12 protein-coding genes and 2 rRNA genes (1 of these 14 cut by a window edge) are annotated in these 18,548 nt (G+C 63.6%); 10 read left to right on the top strand and 4 right to left on the bottom strand.

The annotated features are described in order from the left end of the window. From AMD14_RS21920 to AMD14_RS21900, 5 genes are all read left to right on the top strand, one after another. Positions 1-2,298 (top strand): 23S ribosomal RNA (locus tag AMD14_RS21920) (it extends 583 nt beyond the left edge of the window). A gap of 125 nt (positions 2,299-2,423) precedes the next feature. After that, positions 2,424-2,538: ribosomal RNA gene (rrf, locus tag AMD14_RS21915) — 5S ribosomal RNA — on the top strand. Between the two features lie 233 nt (positions 2,539-2,771). Then, the gene (gene mutM / locus AMD14_RS21910) at positions 2,772-3,587 is read left to right on the top strand and encodes a bifunctional DNA-formamidopyrimidine glycosylase/DNA-(apurinic or apyrimidinic site) lyase (RefSeq protein ID WP_011052872.1); all 816 of its coding nucleotides are present in this window, start codon (positions 2,772-2,774) and stop codon (positions 3,585-3,587) included. A gap of 543 nt (positions 3,588-4,130) precedes the next feature. Further along, positions 4,131-5,246, top strand: coding sequence for a DUF4380 domain-containing protein (locus AMD14_RS21905; protein WP_075149920.1), 1,116 nt, complete (start codon positions 4,131-4,133; stop codon positions 5,244-5,246). A 68-nt stretch (positions 5,247-5,314) separates the two neighbouring features. Further along, positions 5,315-6,916, top strand: coding sequence for an OpgD/OpgG family glucan biosynthesis protein (locus tag AMD14_RS21900; protein WP_011052870.1), 1,602 nt, complete (start codon positions 5,315-5,317; stop codon positions 6,914-6,916). A gap of 166 nt (positions 6,917-7,082) precedes the next feature. On the opposite strand, the gene AMD14_RS21895 is transcribed toward AMD14_RS21900, so the two are convergent. Together AMD14_RS21895 and AMD14_RS21890 are read right to left on the bottom strand one after the other, a co-directional pair. Continuing rightward, positions 7,083-8,327: a GAF domain-containing sensor histidine kinase gene (locus AMD14_RS21895; protein ID WP_015463791.1), complete on the bottom strand. Its 1,245-nt coding sequence runs from the start codon at positions 8,325-8,327 to the stop codon at positions 7,083-7,085. 432 nt (positions 8,328-8,759) lie between these two features. Continuing rightward, positions 8,760-9,389 (bottom strand): thymidine kinase, encoded by a 630-nt coding sequence (locus AMD14_RS21890; RefSeq protein ID WP_005917020.1) that lies wholly within the window; start codon positions 9,387-9,389, stop codon positions 8,760-8,762. Positions 9,390-9,594: 205 nt separating this feature from the next. On the opposite strand from AMD14_RS21890, the gene AMD14_RS21885 reads away from it, so the two are divergent. From AMD14_RS21885 to AMD14_RS21875, 3 genes are all read left to right on the top strand, one after another. Beyond that, positions 9,595-11,571 (top strand): UvrD-helicase domain-containing protein, encoded by a 1,977-nt coding sequence (locus tag AMD14_RS21885; protein WP_011052868.1) that lies wholly within the window; start codon positions 9,595-9,597, stop codon positions 11,569-11,571. A gap of 77 nt (positions 11,572-11,648) precedes the next feature. Further along, complete coding sequence (locus tag AMD14_RS21880; RefSeq protein ID WP_011052867.1) at positions 11,649-12,203, top strand: GNAT family N-acetyltransferase; 555 nt, start codon at positions 11,649-11,651, stop codon at positions 12,201-12,203. 336 nt (positions 12,204-12,539) lie between these two features. Beyond that, positions 12,540-13,574, top strand: coding sequence for a DUF4272 domain-containing protein (locus AMD14_RS21875; protein ID WP_015463790.1), 1,035 nt, complete (start codon positions 12,540-12,542; stop codon positions 13,572-13,574). A 276-nt stretch (positions 13,575-13,850) separates the two neighbouring features. On the opposite strand, the gene AMD14_RS21870 is transcribed toward AMD14_RS21875, so the two are convergent. Continuing rightward, positions 13,851-14,519 carry a YceH family protein gene (locus AMD14_RS21870; RefSeq protein ID WP_003485105.1) on the bottom strand — a complete coding sequence of 223 codons (669 nt, stop codon included), beginning with the start codon at positions 14,517-14,519 and terminating at the stop codon, positions 13,851-13,853. A gap of 327 nt (positions 14,520-14,846) precedes the next feature. Here AMD14_RS21870 and AMD14_RS21865 point away from each other — a divergent pair, with 327 nt between their 5' ends. After that, positions 14,847-15,812 (top strand): 5'-nucleotidase, lipoprotein e(P4) family, encoded by a 966-nt coding sequence (locus tag AMD14_RS21865; RefSeq protein WP_033482470.1) that lies wholly within the window; start codon positions 14,847-14,849, stop codon positions 15,810-15,812. Next, positions 15,809-16,540 (top strand): orotidine-5'-phosphate decarboxylase, encoded by a 732-nt coding sequence (gene pyrF / locus AMD14_RS21860; protein ID WP_011052864.1) that lies wholly within the window; start codon positions 15,809-15,811, stop codon positions 16,538-16,540. The genes AMD14_RS21865 and pyrF overlap by 4 nt, the downstream gene beginning before the upstream one ends. A 393-nt stretch (positions 16,541-16,933) precedes the next feature. Here pyrF and AMD14_RS21855 read toward each other — a convergent pair whose 3' ends face one another. After that, on the bottom strand, positions 16,934-18,454 hold the full coding sequence (locus AMD14_RS21855; RefSeq protein WP_011052863.1) for a tryptophan halogenase family protein: 1,521 nt from the start codon (positions 18,452-18,454) through the stop codon (positions 16,934-16,936). Between the last annotated feature and the right edge of the window lie 94 nt (positions 18,455-18,548).

The raw sequence follows: 18,548 nt of genomic DNA, 5'->3' as shown, positions 1-18,548 counted from the left end.
AAGCTTAACCGTATAGGGGAGGCGAAGGGAAACCGAGTCTGATAAGGGCGCATAGTCGCGGGCAGTAGACCCGAAACCGGGTGATCTAGTCATGGCCAGGGTGAAGGTGCCGTAACAGGTACTGGAGGCCCGAACCCACGTCTGTTGCAAAAGACGGGGATGAGCTGTGATTAGGAGTGAAAAGCTAATCGAACCCGGAGATAGCTGGTTCTCCTCGAAAGCTATTTAGGTAGCGCCTCATATGTATCCTCTCGGGGGTAGAGCACTGTTATGGCTAGGGGGTCATCGCGACTTACCAAACCATTGCAAACTCCGAATACCGAGACGGACTGTATGGGAGACACACGGCGGGTGCTAACGTCCGTCGTGAAAAGGGAAACAACCCAGACCCACAGCTAAGGTCCCAAATTCACTGCTAAGTGGAAAACGATGTGGAAAGGCATAGACAGCCAGGAGGTTGGCTTAGAAGCAGCCACCCTTTAAAGAAAGCGTAATAGCTCACTGGTCGAGTCGGTCTGCGCGGAAGATTTAACGGGGCTAAGCAGTGAACCGAAGCTTGGGGTGCATAAAACGTGTTTTATGCGCGGTAGAGGAGCGTTCCGTAAGCCTGCGAAGGTGGATTGAGAAGTCTGCTGGAGGTATCGGAAGTGCGAATGCTGACATGAGTAACGATAATGCGGGTGAAAAGCCCGCACGCCGAAAGCCCAAGGTTTCCTTGCGCAACGTTAATCGACGCAGGGTTAGTCGGTCCCTAAGGCGAGGGCGAAAGCCGTAGTCGATGGGAAGCAGGTTAATATTCCTGCACCTCGCGTGAGTGCGATGGAGGGACGGAGAAGGTTAGGTGTACCGGGCGTTGGTTGTCCCGGGGAAAGGCGGTAGGTTTGGATCTTTGGCAAATCCGGGATCCTTTAAGACCGAGCACCGAGACGAGCCTTTTTGGCGAAGTCACTGATACCACGCTTCCAGGAAAAGCTCCTAAGCTTCAGCTCACGAAGACCGTACCGTAAACCGACACAGGTGGGTAGGATGAGAATTCTCAGGCGCTTGAGAGAACTCGGGTGAAGGAACTAGGCAACATGGCACCGTAACTTCGGGAGAAGGTGCACCCTTTTTGGTGGCTCATGCGAGCTATAGCTGAAGAGGGTCGCAGAAACCAGGCCGCTGCGACTGTTTATCAAAAACACAGCACTCTGCAAACACGAAAGTGGACGTATAGGGTGTGACGCCTGCCCGGTGCTGGAAGGTTAATTGATGGGGTCAGCCGCAAGGCGAAGCTCTTGATCGAAGCCCCAGTAAACGGCGGCCGTAACTATAACGGTCCTAAGGTAGCGAAATTCCTTGTCGGGTAAGTTCCGACCTGCACGAATGGCGTAACGACAGCGGCGCTGTCTCCACCCGAGACTCAGTGAAATTGAAATCGCTGTGAAGATGCAGCGTTCCCGTGGCAAGACGGAAAGACCCCGTGAACCTTTACTATAGCTTTACACTGAACGTTGAGTTCGTCTGTGTAGGATAGGTGGGAGGCTATGAAACTGTGGCGCTAGCTGCAGTGGAGCCATCCTTGAAATACCACCCTGTCGTGCTTGACGTTCTAACCTAGGTCCGTTATCCGGATCAGGGACCGTGTATGGTGGGTAGTTTGACTGGGGCGGTCTCCTCCTAAAGAGTAACGGAGGAGCACGAAGGTACGCTCAGCGCGGTCGGACATCGCGCACTGTGTGCAAAGGCATAAGCGTGCTTGACTGCAAGATCGACGGATCAAGCAGGTACGAAAGTAGGTCTTAGTGATCCGGTGGTTCTGTATGGAAGGGCCATCGCTCAACGGATAAAAGGTACTCCGGGGATAACAGGCTGATACCGCCCAAGAGTTCATATCGACGGCGGTGTTTGGCACCTCGATGTCGGCTCATCACATCCTGGGGCTGTAGTCGGTCCCAAGGGTATGGCTGTTCGCCATTTAAAGTGGTACGCGAGCTGGGTTCAGAACGTCGTGAGACAGTTCGGTCCCTATCTGCCATGGGCGTTGGAAGTTTGAGAGGGGCTGCTCCTAGTACGAGAGGACCGGAGTGGACGAACCTCTGGTGTTCCGGTTGTCACGCCAGTGGCATTGCCGGGTAGCTATGTTCGGAAGCGATAACCGCTGAAAGCATCTAAGCGGGAAGCGCGCCTCAAGATGAGACTTCCCGGGGCACAAGCCCCCTAAAGGAACCATGTAGACTACGTGGTTGATAGGTCAGGTGTGTAAGTACAGCAATGTATTGAGCTAACTGATACTAATGATCCGTGCGGCTTGACCATATAACCTCAAGTTGCCTTGGTCCCAACGAACGTTGGTAGATCACCAAACGCAAGCTACGTCACAAGTTACCTCTGCGAGACGCGCGCCTCATCCGATCTTTGGATGGCGACGCTCCAACCGTCTCCCTGGTGAAATTAGCGCTGTGGAACCACCCGATCCCATCCCGAACTCGGAAGTGAAACGCAGCTGCGCCGATGGTAGTGTGGCTCAAGCCATGCGAGAGTAGGTCATCGCCAGGGGCTTTACCCCGAATCCCTCAGTCCAATGGACTGAGGGTTTCTTTTTGCGCCAAATTTGAGGAAATGGCCTAGCAGGCAATGTCCTTAGAAGTGGAAGTAGTGGTTACATCAGGCAGGCAAAGCAGGAAGGGGACAGCGATAGCGCGCCGGCAGGGTCGCGTTGATTGTGTTTGAGTGTTTCGACCCCATTAGCTGCTTTGCCGGTGTGTGGCCGGCGTTTGTTGGATGCGCTGATGCCTGAGTTGCCCGAGGTCGAAACGACGTTGCGTGGCCTGTCGCCGCATCTGGTTGGGCAGCGGATCCATGGCGTGATCCTGCGTCGGCCCGATCTGCGTTGGCCGATTCCCGAGCAGATCGAGCGCTTGCTTCCCGGCGCCACCATTACCAACGTGCGCCGACGTGCGAAATACTTGCTGATCGATACGGATGCCGGCGGCAGCGTGCTGTTGCATCTGGGGATGTCCGGAAGTCTGCGGGTGCTGCCTGGCGACACGTTGCCGCGGGCGCACGACCATGTGGATATCAGTCTGCAAAGCGGGCGCTTGCTGCGTTTCAACGATCCGCGTCGCTTTGGCTGCCTGTTGTGGCAATCCGGCACACAAGCCCATGACTTGCTCGCTGCGCTTGGTCCAGAACCATTATCGGATGCATTTACTGGCGATTATCTCCACGCGCTGGCACAGGGGCGGCGCGCTGCCGTCAAGACCTTTTTGATGGATCAGGCCGTGGTTGTCGGAGTTGGAAATATCTACGCTGCCGAAAGCCTGCATCGGGCGGGAATCAGTCCGTTGCGCGAGGCGGGGAAGGTCTCGCTGGAGCGTTATCGGCGTCTGGCTGATGCAGTGAAAGACATCCTGGCGTATGCCATCCAGCGCGGTGGAACCACATTGCGCGACTTCATCAGCCCCGATGGTGCGCCCGGCTATTTCGAGCAGGAACTTTTTGTTTATGGGCGCGAGGGCGAGGCCTGCAAACAGTGTGGACGGGTCTTGAAACACGCGACGATCGGTCAACGCGCTACGGTGTGGTGCGGGAGCTGTCAGCGATAAGCGCCATATCAAGCCGGCGCGGTGTTTGACCGCTGACGTTGTCGCGATAGTCTCCAGATCGTTCCAGCGGACGCCACAACAATGCGGCTCGGCTAACTCCGGACATGGCCTACGTTCTGGCCTCTTACACGCGCCTGCTCTTCGCAATGTTCTGACGATCAACATGGCTCTCTTAGGCACCGTAGGGTTTGGCATGCACTGGCTGGTTGCGACGCATTGCGTATGGGGTTGCCCGAGGAAAGCGGCTACCTGGCTCGATGAGTCGTCGCGTTCGCTGCGCTCGTTCCGGATGCCGGCATCGGATGCGGGTTCCAACCTGCTTGCATGTCCGAGCGCATGCGCCGACCCAACCGGGGCTCCCTCCTGCTTGAGACCGTTGAGACGTCGCCAAACGCTCTACGTGGCCCAGGTCTCCAGGCAGACATCGCGCGAACGGGCACCTGGCCTGCAGCAACGTGCCAGCAAGCAGACGCGAGCAGGGGTGTTCTGGCGTCCACGCAGGGGGCGGGCCACAATCGTGAAGTCCTTACGTGGAAGCGCTGTATGTCCAGCTCGCGACAGCTAGTCGTTCCCCTGGTGCTTACCAGTGCATTTGCGTTGCTATCGATGACGTCGACTGGCGCGGTGACGCCCTCTTCGGACGATGCAGCTGCCGTCGAGCGGCTGCAGTTGAAGACCAACGCCATAGAACTGAGCGTCACGCCGGCATTTGGCGGGCGCGTGCTGTCGTTCAATCTGCGCGGCCAGCCCAACGTGTTGAAGCTCGGTGCAGCGGTGGAGCAACAGCCTGCGCCCGAGGTCTCGGCCACTGCCGGGGATATTGCTTATTTTGGCCATGATGTGTGGGTCGGGCCGCAGAGTCAGTGGTGGCTGCACCAGCAACTCAATCGCGAGCGTCAGGCGGCGGCTGCGGTGTGGCCGCCGGATCCGTATCTGTCGCTGGCGCAGACGCGCGTCAGCGTGCGTCGGCATGACGTGGTGGAATTTGAAGGGGTGCCCAGCCCGCTAACCGGGGTGCAATTGCGCAAGCAGATCAAACGTTCTGCAGCGCGTGCGGACACTGTCGAAATCGGTGCCAGCGCACGCAATATCCGCGCGCAGCCGATTGCCTGGGATCTTTGGTTCAATACGCGGCTTGCGGCCACGACGCGGGTGTTCGTGCCGGTTGCCGCTGCTACGGATATTCGGCTGCAGCCGCCGCGCGAGCCCGGCACGATTGCGCCGCGTTATCAGCAGGAGCGCGGCCTGCTTGCGCTGCGCGCCGATGCCCGCCCAGACGGATCGATCCAGCGCGGCAAGTTATTGCTGCAGCCGTCTGCAGGATGGATGGCCGGTTTCGCGGGCGGGCAGGTCTTGGTGATTCGCTTCGCACATCAACCGATGTCGGCGATCCATCCCGAGCAAGGCCAGGTGGAGTTGTATCTGGATGTGCCACCCCAGCATCCGGAACAGGGATTGCTGGAAATGGAGGTGCACGCACCGTATCGGCAGCTTGCGCCAGGTGCGCAAATGCAGGCACAGGAGCAGTGGACGCTGCTGCGTTACACCGGGCCGGATGAGGAGCAGGCGCAGCGGCAGTTCCTTTGCAGCAACGCCAAAGCGCTCGCGCTGGTGAATGCATGCGGTGCGCCCTCTCCGTCTCCGTCTCCGCCTCGCTGAGGTGCGCATTCACCTCAAAGCCGGGCTGTGGCTATGATGTCGCCCATTCCCTGACCAGATCGATGCGCATGCAACGACGCCACTTCCTGAAGAATGCTGCTGCCGCATTGGCCGCGCTCGGTTTGCCGACGTTGCCGCAGTGGGCGCTAGCGGCCAAGGCCGTCGGTCTGCGTCGACTCGGGCAGCCGCAGCCGTTCGACTACGCCTGGTTGAAGGGGCAGGCGCGCGAACTGGCGAACGCGCCTTACAAGAGCCATAAGCAGCTGTTGCCGGGGCCGCTTGAGGCGCTGAACTGGGATCAATATCAGTCCATCCGCTACCGGCAGGACCACGCGCTGTGGGCCGATGGCAACGGCAAGTTCCAGGCCAAGTTCTTCCACCTGGGACTGTATTTCCATACACCGGTGCACATTTACGACATCGTCGATGGCAAGGCACAGCAACTGGCTTACGACCCGGCGGCATTCGATTACGGTCGCAGCGGGCTGGGCGGCAAGCAATTGCCGAAGGATCTGGGCTTTGCCGGTTTCCGGCTCAATACACGCAAGGACACCGACCGCGACTTTTCGGCATTCCTGGGCGCAAGCTACTTCCGTGCTGTCGGCAAGGAAGGCCAGTATGGGCAATCGGCGCGCGGGCTGGCCATCGATACCGGTACTGGTGGGCCGGAAGAGTTTCCGGATTTCATCGCCTATTACCTGGAGCAGCCGGCCGACGATTCGGACACGGTGGTGGTGTACGGCTTGCTGGATTCGCCCAGCGTTGCCGGTGCGTACCGGTTCGCCATCACCAATGGCGATGTGCTGCTGATGGATATCGACAGCGCACTGTACCCGCGCAAGGCGATCGAGCGGTTGGGTATCGGCCCGTGCACCAGCATGTACCAGGTCGGCGAAAACGATAACCGGATGGACTGGGATTGGCGTCCGGAAATTCACGACACCGACGGCCTGGCGATGTGGACCGGCGGCGGCGAGTGGATCTGGCGCCCCCTATGCAACCCGCCGCATCTGCGTTTCAACATGTTCGTCGACGAGAACCCGCGCGGCTTCGGGCTGCTGCAACGCGACCGCAACTTCGACCATTACCAGGACGATGGCGTGTTCTACGAAAAGCGCCCCTGCCTGTGGGTGGAACCCAAGAGTGGTTGGGGCAAGGGCTCGGTGCAGTTGGTCGAGATCCCGACCGTGGACGAGACCTTCGACAACATCGTGGCGTTCTGGAATCCGCAAGCCAAGCCACAGCCGGGCCAGGAACTGCTGATGGGCTACCGGCTGTATTGGGGCGCGCAGCCACCGGCCAGCTCGCCGTTGGCGCATTGCGTGGCGACCCGAACCGGCCTGGGCGGCATCGTCGGGCAAAAACGCAGCCATTTCTCCTGGCGCTTTGCGGTGGATTTTGCCGGTGGCGAGCTGGCCGCGCTGGCGAAGGACCCGAAGGCCAAGGTGGAGGCGGTGTTGCAGGTGTCGCGCGGCACCACTGAAATCGTGTCGGCGCGCCCGCTGCACGAGCTCAAGGGCTATCGGGCGATGTTCGACCTGGTGCCGCCGGACGAGGGCACCCAGCAGATCGATATCCGCCTGTATCTGCGCGCCAACGGCAAGCCGCTCACCGAAACCTGGTTGTACCAGTGGACGCCGCCGCCGCCGAGCGAGCGCAGGATCTACTGAGGAGCCGAGCAAGGGGTCCGGCGGCGCTTGTTACTGGCATCCGGTTGCCAGCGCCGCTCCATGCGGCAATGCGGCGCCAGAGGACGTGTGGCCGGCATGCCGCATGCGGCTGGAGCGCCACCTTTGGCGCACTTGTTTGCGGGACGATAGTCGCTGCGTAACGCATTCAGGTCGGCGCCGAGGTGCCGACCAGATGCAGTCGTCCGCGCGGACGTGTGCAGGCCAGCTCCACGCGGAAGCAGGTGCCGTCCTTGCCGCTGATGATGCGTAATTCGCCCTGATGGGCCTTTGCGATCTGCGCCGCCATATGCAGGCCCAGATCGACATCCGGTAGCGCACGTCCGCCGGTATGCACATGGGTGGAAGCATGCAGCACATCCAGCCGACGCGGATCGATCCCATCCAGATTGCAGACTTCGATGCGTAGCCGGCCATGTTCGGTGACCGCGACCGCCTTGATCAACGAACTTTGCGGCCCTTGCACGACGGCGTTGATCATCAGGCTGCCGAACATCTGCGCCAGACGGATCGCATCGCCGTGTACTGGCTCGTCGATGGCCACGTGCGTGGACAGCACCTGGTTGGGATAGGCGGCGCGGGTTTCGTCCACGACCTGGGAGAGTGCATCGAGCAGGTCGCTCCCGTCGCCATAGTCCAGCTGCAACCAATCGAGTTCGATGCCGCGAGCGAAATCGCAGGCGAAATCGATCAGTTCTTCCATGCGCCGCAGGCTACGCTGCAGCGAGCGAATGGAGCTGCCGTAGCGATGGTTGAGTTGGTCGATGGACAGCATATCCACCACCGCATGCATGGACTGCAATGGGTTGCGTAGGTCGTGCCCGAGAATGCCGATGAATTCTTCGCGCAAGCGCGCCGAGGCGCCCACGCGGCCCAGCTCGCTGCGGGCGCGCCGCGATTCCAGCGCGCTTTCTTCGGCGCGTTGCTCGGCCTGGATCTGGGCGGCCAGCAACTGCGCGAGCAGTTCGACCTTTTCCACCAGCGGTGCGTCCATGACGCGCGGCTGCGGATCCAGCGCGCACAAGGTGCCGAACACGCTGCCGTCGTCGAACTTGATCGGCACCGAGACGTAGCTCTCGAAGCCGTAGAGCCGCGGCGAGGGGTGATCGCGATAGATCGGGTCATCCGATGCATGCCCGAACCACACGGCATTGCCTCGCACCCGTACGCTGTCGCAAAACGTGGTGGCCAGCGGCAGCTCGTCGCCGGGCCGCAGGCCAAAGGACAATGCATCGTGCACCTGACAGGTGATCCAGCGCGCGTCGGTGACGCGGGCGACGACGGCAAATCCCATCCCGGTCAGACGGGTGAGGACGCTCAATACGTCGGGGACCGAGGAGAGCCGGCCAACACGCGCGATGTCGGCGCGCAATGCGGGAGGCAGTGGATCCATGAGTGCCTCCAAAGAGTGGACGCTTGCCAGTTTACAGGACCGCGGTTGCGCCCGGTTGTGTGGTGCGCCGCTGTCTCACAGACACCACGATACGCCTGTCTGACGGCGCCCGCGACGCCGCCGTGACCGCATGCCCGCATAGGTTTAGCACCGCCTGCAAAGCGTATAGGGCGTGGCCAGTGGGTCGCGGGTGGCTGTCGACGAACGCGGCGCGCAGCGTGTGCCGACGTGTGGGTGTTAGCGGCTGGCGTCAGCGCGGCGGTGAGGCCTCTGGTGCTGTCGAACGGCCAACTGCGATGTGTAGGCCCTGCTTCCCGCGCGATAGCGCAGCGCAAACGAGGATGCGCCCGAATGCTGCTGCTCATGGGGTACTGCCGTCCTGAATGCACCACGGGGCGCGGATGGCTGCGGGTGCGTGACCCGGCCCCGGCGCTAGGCAACCGGCAGCGGCAAGGCGATCTGTAGCGGATCGATGCGGCCTTCGCCGCGCATGATCTTCTTGAACTCGGCCCGGCTGACCGACACATAGCGCTCGTTGCCGCCGATCTCCACCTGCGGGCCGTCCTGCACCGCGTGCCCGTGCGCATCCACGCGCACGGTCATGGTCGCCTTGCTGCCGCTGTGGCAGATGGTCTTGATCTCTTCCAGCTCGTCGGCCCAGGCCAGCAGGAACTGGCTGCCCTCGAACAGCTCGCCGCGAAAATCGGTGCGCAGGCCGTAGCACAGCACCGGAATGCGCAGGCGGTCGACCACCTCGCTCAACTGCCAGACCTGGGCGCGGCTGAGGAATTGCGCTTCGTCCACCAGCACGCAGTGCAACGCGCCGTCGTTGTGGATGTCGCGTTCGACCAGCTGTTGCAGCTCGGTGTCGCGCTCGAAGATACGCCCGTCCGCGCGCAGGCCGATTCGCGAGGCGACCACGCCGCTGCCGGCGCGGTGGTCGAGCTTGGGCGTAAGGATCAGCGTGCGCATGCCGCGCTCGCGGTAGTTGTGCGCCGATTGCAGCAAGGTGGTGGTCTTGCCGGCATTCATTGCCGAATAGTAGAAATAGAGCTTGGCCATCGGGCGATTTTACCGGCCGGGCGGCAGGATGCGGCGCCTGTGCGCTGCGTTGGCGCGGCCAGGCGGCGCCAATGTCCGCCGTCGAGTGGGGGGAAGCGCAGCCCCTGGCTTGAGGCAAGGGCTAGCGGTGCTGGAGACATGAATCCATCGCGCCGGCCAGCCGCAAGCAGCCCCGGTACAATGGCGCGCTCTGTCGGAAGCCACTATGTACGGTCTCAATCCCCCGCAAAGCGCCGCGGTGCTGCACTGCGAAGGTCCCTTGTTGGTGCTGGCCGGTGCCGGCAGCGGCAAGACGCGTGTGATCGTGGAAAAGATCGCGCATCTGATCGCCATCGGCCGCTATCCGGCCAAGCGGATCGCCGCGATCACCTTCACCAACAAATCCGCCAAGGAAATGCGCGAGCGTGTGGCCAAACGCATCCGCGGCGACGGTGCTGAAGGCCTGACCATCTGCACCTTCCACGCGCTGGGCCTGAAGTTCCTGCAGATCGAGCATGCCGCTGCCGGTTTGAAGCGCGGCTTTTCGATCTTCGATTCGGACGATGCCGCTGCGCAGATCAAGGACCTGATGCATGGCGCCAAGCCCGATGCGATCGAAGACGCCAAGAACCTGATTTCGCGCGCCAAGAACGCCGGCCTGTCGCCGGAACAGGCGATGGCAGCTGCGCGCAGCACCCGCGAAAAGGAAGCGGCCAGCTTGTACGAGCGCTACCAGGCGCGGCTGACCACCTTCAACGCGGTGGATTTCGATGACCTGATCCGCCTGCCGGTGCAGATCCTGGAAGCCAACGAAGACATCGTGATGGGCTGGCGCGAGCGCATCGGCTACCTGCTGGTGGACGAGTGCCAGGACACCAACGATGCGCAGTACCGGCTGTTGAAGATGCTGGCCGGCCCGCGCGGCAACTTCACCTGCGTGGGCGACGACGACCAGAGCATCTATGCCTGGCGCGGCGCCAATCCGGAAAACCTGCAGCAGATGGCGCGCGACTATCCGGCGCTGGAAATCATCAAGCTGGAACAGAACTACCGCTGCTCCAATCGCGTGCTGCGCGCGGCCAACGCGTTGATCGCGCATAACCCGCACGAACACTTGAAGACCTTGTGGAGCGACCAGGCCGACGGCGAGCGCATCCGCGTGTGGGAATGCCGCGACAGCGAGCACGAGGCCGAAAAGGTCGCGGCGGAGATCTCGTTCCTGGGCACCGCCAAGCAGGTGCCGTGGAGCGATTTCTGCATTCTGTTCCGCGGCAATTTTCAGTCGCGTCCGCTGGAAAAAGCGCTGCAGCTGCTGCGCGTGCCATATCACCTCACCGGTGGCACCGCGTTTCTGGAGCGGCAGGAAGTCAAGGATCTGCTGTCGTGGTTGCGGTTGATCGTCAACCCGGACGACGACGCGGCGTTCTTGCGTGCCGTGCAATCGCCCAAGCGCGAAGTCGGCGCGACCTCGCTGGCGCGTCTGGCCGAGCTTGCCAGCGCCAAGTCGGTGCCGATGTCGCGCGCAGCCGAGTCGATGGGCGCCCTGCAGCATTTGCCGCCGCGCGCGGCCAACGGTTTGAGTGCGTTTACCGACATCCTGCGCGACATGCGGGAGCACTCGTCCAGCATGCCGGCCGGCGAGCTGGTGCGCCTGCTGGCCGACAAGTCCGGTTTGCTCAACGACCTGCGCAATCAATCTAAAGACGAGACCGGCTTCCAGCGGCGCAAGCGCAATCTGGACGAACTGGCCGAGTGGTTCGAAGGTGGTCCGCGCGGTGCAAGCGCCAGCGATCTGGCTGCGCAGTTGGCGTTGCTGTCGCGCAACGACAAGGACGATGGCGGCAACCAGGTGCGCATGATGACCATGCATGCGTCCAAGGGACTGGAATTCCGCTATGTCTTCATCGTCGGCTGCGAGGACGGCGTACTGCCGCACGAAGTGAGCCTGGAAGAAGGTAATCTGCAGGAAGAGCGTCGCCTGCTGTACGTGGGCATCACCCGCGCCAAGGAGCAGTTGTGGATGAGTCACAGCAAGCTGACGCGCAAGTTCGGTGAGCATGTGCGACTGAAGCCGAGCCGGTTCTTCGATGAGATTCCGGCCGAAGAACTGCAGCGCGATGGCGCCGACCCGGTGGCCGACGCCGAGCGCAAGAAAGAACGCGCCAGTGCGGGATTGGCCGCGATCCAGGCATTGTTCGACTGATGCGCAGTGCGCCGTAGCACGCGCACCTGCCGCTCATCGCTTGCCAGTGACGCGCCGGCACGGCAGTCTGGTTTTTCATGATGCCGGAGTGTGCCGTGACCGTTGTGATCCAAACCCCGCGACTACGCTTGCGCACGCTCGACCCCGAGCGCGATGCCGATGCGATGTTGGAGCTGGTCAACGACCCTGGCTTTATCGCCGGTATCAACGACCGCGGCATCCGCACGCGCGAGCAGGCGCGCGCGCATCTATGCGAATGGGCGCAGGCACATCACGCGCGGTATGGGTTTGCGCATTGGGCGGTGGAGACGCGCGAGGACGCCGCGTTCATCGGCACGCTGGGCTTGTTGTGTCGCGAGACCTTGCCGGTGCCGCACCTTGGTTTTGCGCTGTTGCCTGCATATCGCGGCAAGGGCTATGTCACCGAAGCCGGCCGCGCGGTGCTGGACTATGCCCGCGACGTGCTGGGCTTGTCGCAGCTGTGCGCGATCGTCTCGCCGGACAATGCCGAATCGATCCGTGCGCTGGAAAAGCTCGGACTGCAGCAGCACGGCCTGCGTGTATTGAGCCCGGAAACCGCGCCAGTGCTGTATTACGCGATCGATCTTGGGCCTGTGGGCAGGGCGGGTTGAGCAGCAGGCTTGACGCACCGATTCAACGGGCAGCGCGACCGGCAGTCTGCGTAAGTAGCTGCAGCGTCGATGCGCAGGGCGTGCTTGGAACGGGGCGCCTGCAACGACGGTGCGTGCCGTCGGGCGGGCGCGGCCATTGCTGGGCACTGCGCGTCCACATCCACATCCATCCACGCTCCGCGCCCTGCGCGCCGTTCATGCTCCGGACCAGACTTGGCACGTTTTGCCAGCCGCTTCTGTTGCTGAGGCGGGTGCTTGCATCGGCTCTGGTCGACACAGCGCATCACCGCGCGGACGCATAATCGGGTAGTTGGTTGCTCTCCGAAGGATGCTTGCATGTCACTGGTGGTCAATGCTTATTCCACGCTGCGCACGCCGCTGTGGCCGGACTTTCTGCCGCAGGCTGCCGTGCAGCACCGCGACCATGCCGATCCGGCGTTGGTCGATCACTTGCATGGCTTTGTCGGCTACGTGAATCAGGCCGGCGATGGGCAGATGACGCAATCGCGCTATCACCTGATGCGGCATGTGCAGCGGGTGCGGCAGCATTTCAGCTTCCAGGTCGACGATGCGGAGTTCGGCGCGCTGGCGCAGTGGGCCGAGCAGGCCAATGCGGTGTGTTTCCTGGCCGATGGTAGCGTGCGCGACCCGCACGGGCGGGTGCTGATCAGCCAGGGCGAGCCGGCGATCGACGACGATGCGCAGGTGCCGTATCCGCCCGATGCGTTGCAGCGGCGCGCGCAGCAACGTTCCCTGCTGACCGCGCAAGGCATCCGCGTGCCGCCCAGTCTGCCGCCGGTGCCCGGCGAGGCCGAAGCACGCGTGCGCGATGCGGCAGTCGTCAGTGGGCGCATGCTGGCGTTGTTTGCGGTGGCGCTGCGTGCAGAGATCCTGGCAGCAGGCGATACGCCGCCATCGCTGGACGAGGTGGAGACGCGCCTTCCCGGCGTGGCCGCGGCGCTGTCGCCGCAGGAGCGCGCCTTCTTTGCCCAGGCAGCGCCGGAGGCGCAGGCGCTGGCCAACTTCGGCTGGCGCTACGAAAGCCTGGCCGTGCTGCAATGGGCCTTGGGGCTGGCCGACACATTGCCGGAACCCACCGCCCTGTGCGAGGTGCCCCTGGTTGCACAGCGCGCGCTGGACAACGCGCAAGCCGCCGAGCGCCCGACGGTGGCACGGCGCCCGCTCCCCGAGTTGCTCGACATGCTGGACCGCCACCTGCGCCTGCACTGGGCGGTCCGCCAGGCCGGCCAATCCGCTCAGCCGGTACCCGCCGGCATCGTGCCGGGCGTGGTGTATGAGCGGCATTACGCGCTCAATTGGCTACTGCACTTCGAAGATGCCGAGTGGGACGAGGTGGATACGCCGACCTGACGCTGGCGTGCCCCGCCCCGGCGTTCGAGCGCGGGCAGTGCTGTTGCACGGACGCGGGGGACTTGCCGGTGCATCCATCCGTCACGTGCACAGACTGACACGGTGCAGCCGGGCGACAAGGCAGTGTGGATCTGGCGGGCGATGCCGCATGCCTCTGCGTGCGGTGGCGCATGTTTGTGATCCGGCAACGGCCGGATCTCCAAAGGCAACAGGCGCCGATGCTGCAGCACACCTGCCGCGCTGCCATTGCAGCCGTCGGCGGGTGCTGCCGATCGATCAGGCGCCAGCTGCGTCCAGCCGCGCCTGTACCGCCGCGAGCGCTTCCTGCAGTTCGACGACCGTCGCTTCCAGTGCCTGCATGCGCGCTTCCAGGTCGCTGGTGTCGCTGCCGCTGCGCGCGCTCGGTGCCGCTCGCGCGGCGGCGGCCTGCAGCGCCTCCACATCCAGTTCGCCGCTGAGCAGATGCGCGTAGCGATCTTCGCGCTGACCGCTGGCGCGCGGCAGTTGCGCGGCCAGGCCACGCTGGATCAGCCGATCCAGGTGATGGCGCATGTCGTCGGCGTCGTTGAAACGCGCCAGCCGCTCGCTACGTGCGTACAGTTCGCCCAGCGTCTGCGCGCCGCGTAACAACAGCAGGCCGATCAGTGCGACTTGCTGGCGGGTCAGATCCAGCACGCTGCCCAGGCGGTGTTCGTAACGCTCGGCACGCGAAGAAAACTGCTGGCGCACCAGGCCCAGGGTTTCCAGCTGGCGCAGCGCATGGTGCACCACGCCAGTCTGCAGATTCAACACCGGCTCGCGCGCGGTTTTCTGGTTGGCGGCCACCTGCGCGGCATTGACGGTGAGGGGGTACGCGTCTGGCGTGGTGGCCTCTTTTTCGATCAAGCAGCCGAGCACGCGGGCCTGGGCGGTGTCGAGGACGGGCGGGGGCGAGGTCTCTGTCATGGGTGGCTCCGGGGCAATCAGCACAAGGATATGCCGATCCGCTGCCGGCGTTCTTCCGCTGCGACGCCATGCAAGCTGGCCGACGTCATCGACGGTATCGCGCATGTCAGCGTCGCGCGCCGGCAACGGGTCTGTGCATCCGGGGACGGGCACAGGCACAGACCTGCAATCGTGGGGACGCCGATGCAGCCAAGCAGCTGGACGAGCGGCATCGCGGCGGCCGTCATCCGTACGCCTCTGTCATTCCAATGGCGCTGCCATCGGCCAGCGCGAGCGATGCGACGCGAACCGGCTAAAATCGCAGCCTTTATCGTCGATCCTGTCCCGGTGGATGCCATGCGCCCCTCGCTTTACGCACCGTTGTCCCTCATCGTCTGCACCGCGCTGGCCCTGAGCGCCTGCAAGCCTGCCGACACGCAGCCAGCCCCGCACGCGCAGGACGCCACCGCCACCGCAACTGCCAATGTCGACGCCAGCGCTGCGGCCAGCAAGGCCGCAACGTCGTCCACCACCGCACCGGCCGGCGACGACAACCTCAATGCGGTGCTGTGGATGCAGCGCTCGGAGGAATACCGCGCCGTGGCCGAGCAGACCTACCGCGCCGCTGCCGACAAGCTCGATAACGCGCTCAAGCAGCCCAACTGGGACGCGCTGGTGCCGGAAGAACGCGGCAACGCCGCCACCGGCCTGAAGCCGGCGGTGGTGCTGGATGTGGATGAGACCGTGCTGGACAACTCGCCATACCAGGCGCGCCTGTTGCGCGATGGCAAGGAATACGACGAGTTGAGCTGGGACCAGTGGGTGGCCGAGAAGAAGGCCACCGCCATCCCCGGCGTGGTGGATTTCGCCAAGGCCGCCAATGCCCGCGGCATCACCCTGATCTACATTTCCAATCGTGCGGTGCACCTGAAGGACGCCACCTTGGCCAATCTGCGCAGCGTGGGCCTGCCGGTGGCCGACGACAGCGTCTTTCTCGGCCTGGGCACGGTGGTGCCCGGTTGCGAGCAGAACGGCAGCGAAAAGAACTGCCGCCGCCAGCTGGCCGGACAGAAGTACCGCGTGCTGATGCAGTTCGGCGACCAGCTGGGCGACTTCGTGCAGGTCACCGCCAACACCGGCCAGGCACGCGGCGCGTTGTTGCAGCAGTACCACGACTGGTTCGGCGAACGCTGGTGGATGCTGCCCAACCCCAGCTACGGCGGCTGGGAGCCGGCGCAGTTCAATAACGACTACGCGCAACCCTGGCAAACGCGCCACGACGCCAAGCGCGCTGCGCTGGAGGTGGCCCGATGAGCCGCGCGCCATTGCCGCTGGCCGCACATGAGCGGCTGATCTTCGCGCTGGATGTGCCCAGCCACGACCAAGCAATCGCCTGGGTGGACCGGCTCGGCGATTCGGTGTCGTTCTACAAGATCGGCATGGAGCTGCTGGCATCGGGCGAGTACTTCCACGTGCTCGATGCGCTGGCCAAGCGCGACAAGCGCGTGTTCGTGGACCTCAAGTTCTTCGACATTCCTGCCACCGTGGCCGGCACGATTCGCCGCCTGGCGCAGTGGCCGGTGAGCTATTGCACCGTGCACGGCTGGCACGCCGGCATGCTGCAGGCTGCCGCCGAAGCCAACCACGGCGACATGCGCCTGCTGGCGGTCACGGTGCTGACGTCGATGGGCCGCCCGGACCTGGTGGCAATGGGCATCGACCGCGAACCGGTGGACGTGGTGGTGGAGCGCGCGCTGGCCGCACGGGCCGCCGGGATCGATGGCGTGATCGCTTCCGGGCAGGAAGCCGGCCCGATCCGCCGTGCCACCGGTCCGGACTTTTCGATCGTCTGCCCCGGCATCCGCCCCGGCGGCCCGGTCGGCGACGACCAGCAACGCACGGTCGGCGTGGCTCAGGCATTTATCGACGGCGCCGACGCGATCGTCGTTGGCCGCCCGATCCGCCTGGCGAGCGATCCTGCAGCGGCGGCTGACGCCATCCAGGCGGAGATCCGCGCGGCACTGATGCAGAACGGAGACTAAAACAGCCGTTGGCTCCAAAACAATCAATGGCTTATGCGACAACAATTAAAGCATTGCTTTAATGTGAAAGCCTCGTTAACATGCCGGCGTCCGATGTCAGTCGGAAGCTGTGTCACTCATTGTCCACCGGGCGTGTCCCGGTTTTCGAAGGGATCGCGCCTCGTGCCCGATCCTTTTTTTTGGCCGTCACGTTGCATGTCGCGGCGACCGAGGGCAATGGCTGGCCGCGTGGTGGCAGTGGATGGCGCGTTATTGGCTGCACCAGGCGAGCAGGCATCGCCCGGACGTCAGAGCGGAGCGTGCCGGTAGCGCATGCTTCGATCTCCGCATCCGTGATCGGCCATCCGTCACTGCCACCCTCAGCATCAGCTCAAGCGCAGGGCAAAAAGGCACTTACGGCAACGTCGCTGCCTTGCAATAGCGGTCGATGAATTGCTGGTGGCTCGGCATCACATCCACGCAGTGCGAAATGGTTTGCGCCACGCTGGCCAGAAAGCCTTCGGCGTCGCGGTCGGGCACCTGGTCCACCAGCGGGTGATACCCCTGCGGCAGGATGCCCTGGCCCACCAGTACCTGCACCCAGCTGATCTCGGCGAACATCTCTTCGGCGTTGCGATAGAAGCGCCCGCTGTCGCGGAACAGGTCCAGCGTGGCCTGCAACTCGGGGGTGATCGGCATGTGGCGGCAATGCCGCCAGAACGCGCTGTCGTCGCGTTCGGTGGCGTGGTAGTGCAGCAGCAGAAAGTCGCGGATGCGGTCGAACTCGAATGCCAGCCGGTCGTTGTAGCGCTGCACCAGCACCGGGCTGATGCCCTCGCGCGGAAACAGCTCCAGCAACTTGGAAATGCCGGACTGGATCAGATGGATGCTGGTCGATTCCAGCGGCTCCAGAAATCCGCTGGCCAGGCCCAGCGCGACGACATTGCGGTTCCAGCACTGCTTGCGCCGCCCGGTGGTGAAGCGCAGCGGGCGCGGGTCGGCCAGCGGCTTGCCATCCAGGTTGGCCAGCAGCGTTGCGGCAGCTTCGTCGTCGCTGATGTGCGCGCTGCAATACACATAGCCGTTGCCGGTGCGGTGCTGCAGCGGAATGCGCCACTGCCAGCCGGCTGCGCGCGCGGTGGAGCGCGTGTACGGCGCCGGTGGGCTCACTTGTTCGCAGGGCACCGCCAGCGCGCGATCGCACGGCAGCCAATGGGTGAAATCGTGATAGCCGGTGTGCAGCGCTTGCTCGATCAGCAGCCCACCGAAGCCGGAGCAGTCGATGAACAAGTCGCCATGCACCACCTGCCCGGAGGCCAGCTGCAGCGATTGCACATGGCCGCTTTCCGGATGCAGCTGCACCTGCTCGACCAGCCCTTCGATGCGGGTCACGCCACGCTGCTGCGAATACCGCCGCAAAAAGTGCGCGTACTGCGTGGCATCGAAGTGGTATGCGTAGGCGATGTTGGCCAGCAGCGAGTTGGCCGGCACATCGCCGGCGGAGGTCATGAACTTGCCGCGCGCAGCCGCCACGGTGTTGAGCGTGTACGCCCCCAGCGGCTGCGCTTTACCGCGCGCGTGTTGCTTGATCCAGTATTGGTGGAACGGCAATAGCCCCAGCGGGTGCCCGATCTGGGTGCCGAAGCCATGCATGTACGTACTGCCGGGGCGTTGCCAGTCGACGAACTCGATGCCGAGCTTGAAGCTGCCCTGGGTCTGGCGGACGAACTCGGCCTCATCGATGCCGAGCAGGTTGTTGAAGGCCTTGATGTGCGGCACGGTGGCTTCGCCCACACCGACGGTGCCCAGCTGTTCGGACTCGATCAGCTGCACCTTGAAGGTGGGCCCAAGCACGCGCGCGAACGCGGCGGCCGCCATCCAGCCGGCGGTGCCGCCGCCGACAATGACGATGTTGCGAAGTGGAGCGGGAATCATGTCGATGCATTCCTGAGCAAGACGGCGGACGGACACACGAACGGGGCCAGTTGGCCCCGTTCGACAGACCACATGCCCGTCCCGGCGCATGTGG

The organism is Xanthomonas citri pv. citri, assembly GCF_000961215.1.
Lineage (GTDB): Bacteria > Pseudomonadota > Gammaproteobacteria > Xanthomonadales > Xanthomonadaceae > Xanthomonas > Xanthomonas cissicola.
This window is presented reverse-complemented; position numbering and strand designations above follow the sequence as displayed.

What these genes read in the sequence shown, in the direction of transcription:
- mutM (WP_011052872.1), top strand. Translation starts at nt 2,772, where the DNA reads ATGCCTGAGTTGCCCGAGGTCGAAACGACGTTGCGTGGCCTGTCGCCG.
- AMD14_RS21905 (WP_075149920.1), top strand. Translation starts at nt 4,131, where the DNA reads ATGTCCAGCTCGCGACAGCTAGTCGTTCCCCTGGTGCTTACCAGTGCA.
- AMD14_RS21900 (WP_011052870.1), top strand. Translation starts at nt 5,315, where the DNA reads ATGCAACGACGCCACTTCCTGAAGAATGCTGCTGCCGCATTGGCCGCG.
- AMD14_RS21895 (WP_015463791.1), bottom strand. Translation starts at nt 8,327, where the DNA reads ATGGATCCACTGCCTCCCGCATTGCGCGCCGACATCGCGCGTGTTGGC.
- AMD14_RS21890 (WP_005917020.1), bottom strand. Translation starts at nt 9,389, where the DNA reads ATGGCCAAGCTCTATTTCTACTATTCGGCAATGAATGCCGGCAAGACC.
- AMD14_RS21885 (WP_011052868.1), top strand. Translation starts at nt 9,595, where the DNA reads ATGTACGGTCTCAATCCCCCGCAAAGCGCCGCGGTGCTGCACTGCGAA.
- AMD14_RS21880 (WP_011052867.1), top strand. Translation starts at nt 11,649, where the DNA reads ATGATGCCGGAGTGTGCCGTGACCGTTGTGATCCAAACCCCGCGACTA.
- AMD14_RS21875 (WP_015463790.1), top strand. Translation starts at nt 12,540, where the DNA reads ATGTCACTGGTGGTCAATGCTTATTCCACGCTGCGCACGCCGCTGTGG.
- AMD14_RS21870 (WP_003485105.1), bottom strand. Translation starts at nt 14,519, where the DNA reads ATGACAGAGACCTCGCCCCCGCCCGTCCTCGACACCGCCCAGGCCCGC.
- pyrF (WP_011052864.1), top strand. Translation starts at nt 15,809, where the DNA reads ATGAGCCGCGCGCCATTGCCGCTGGCCGCACATGAGCGGCTGATCTTC.
- AMD14_RS21855 (WP_011052863.1), bottom strand. Translation starts at nt 18,454, where the DNA reads ATGATTCCCGCTCCACTTCGCAACATCGTCATTGTCGGCGGCGGCACC.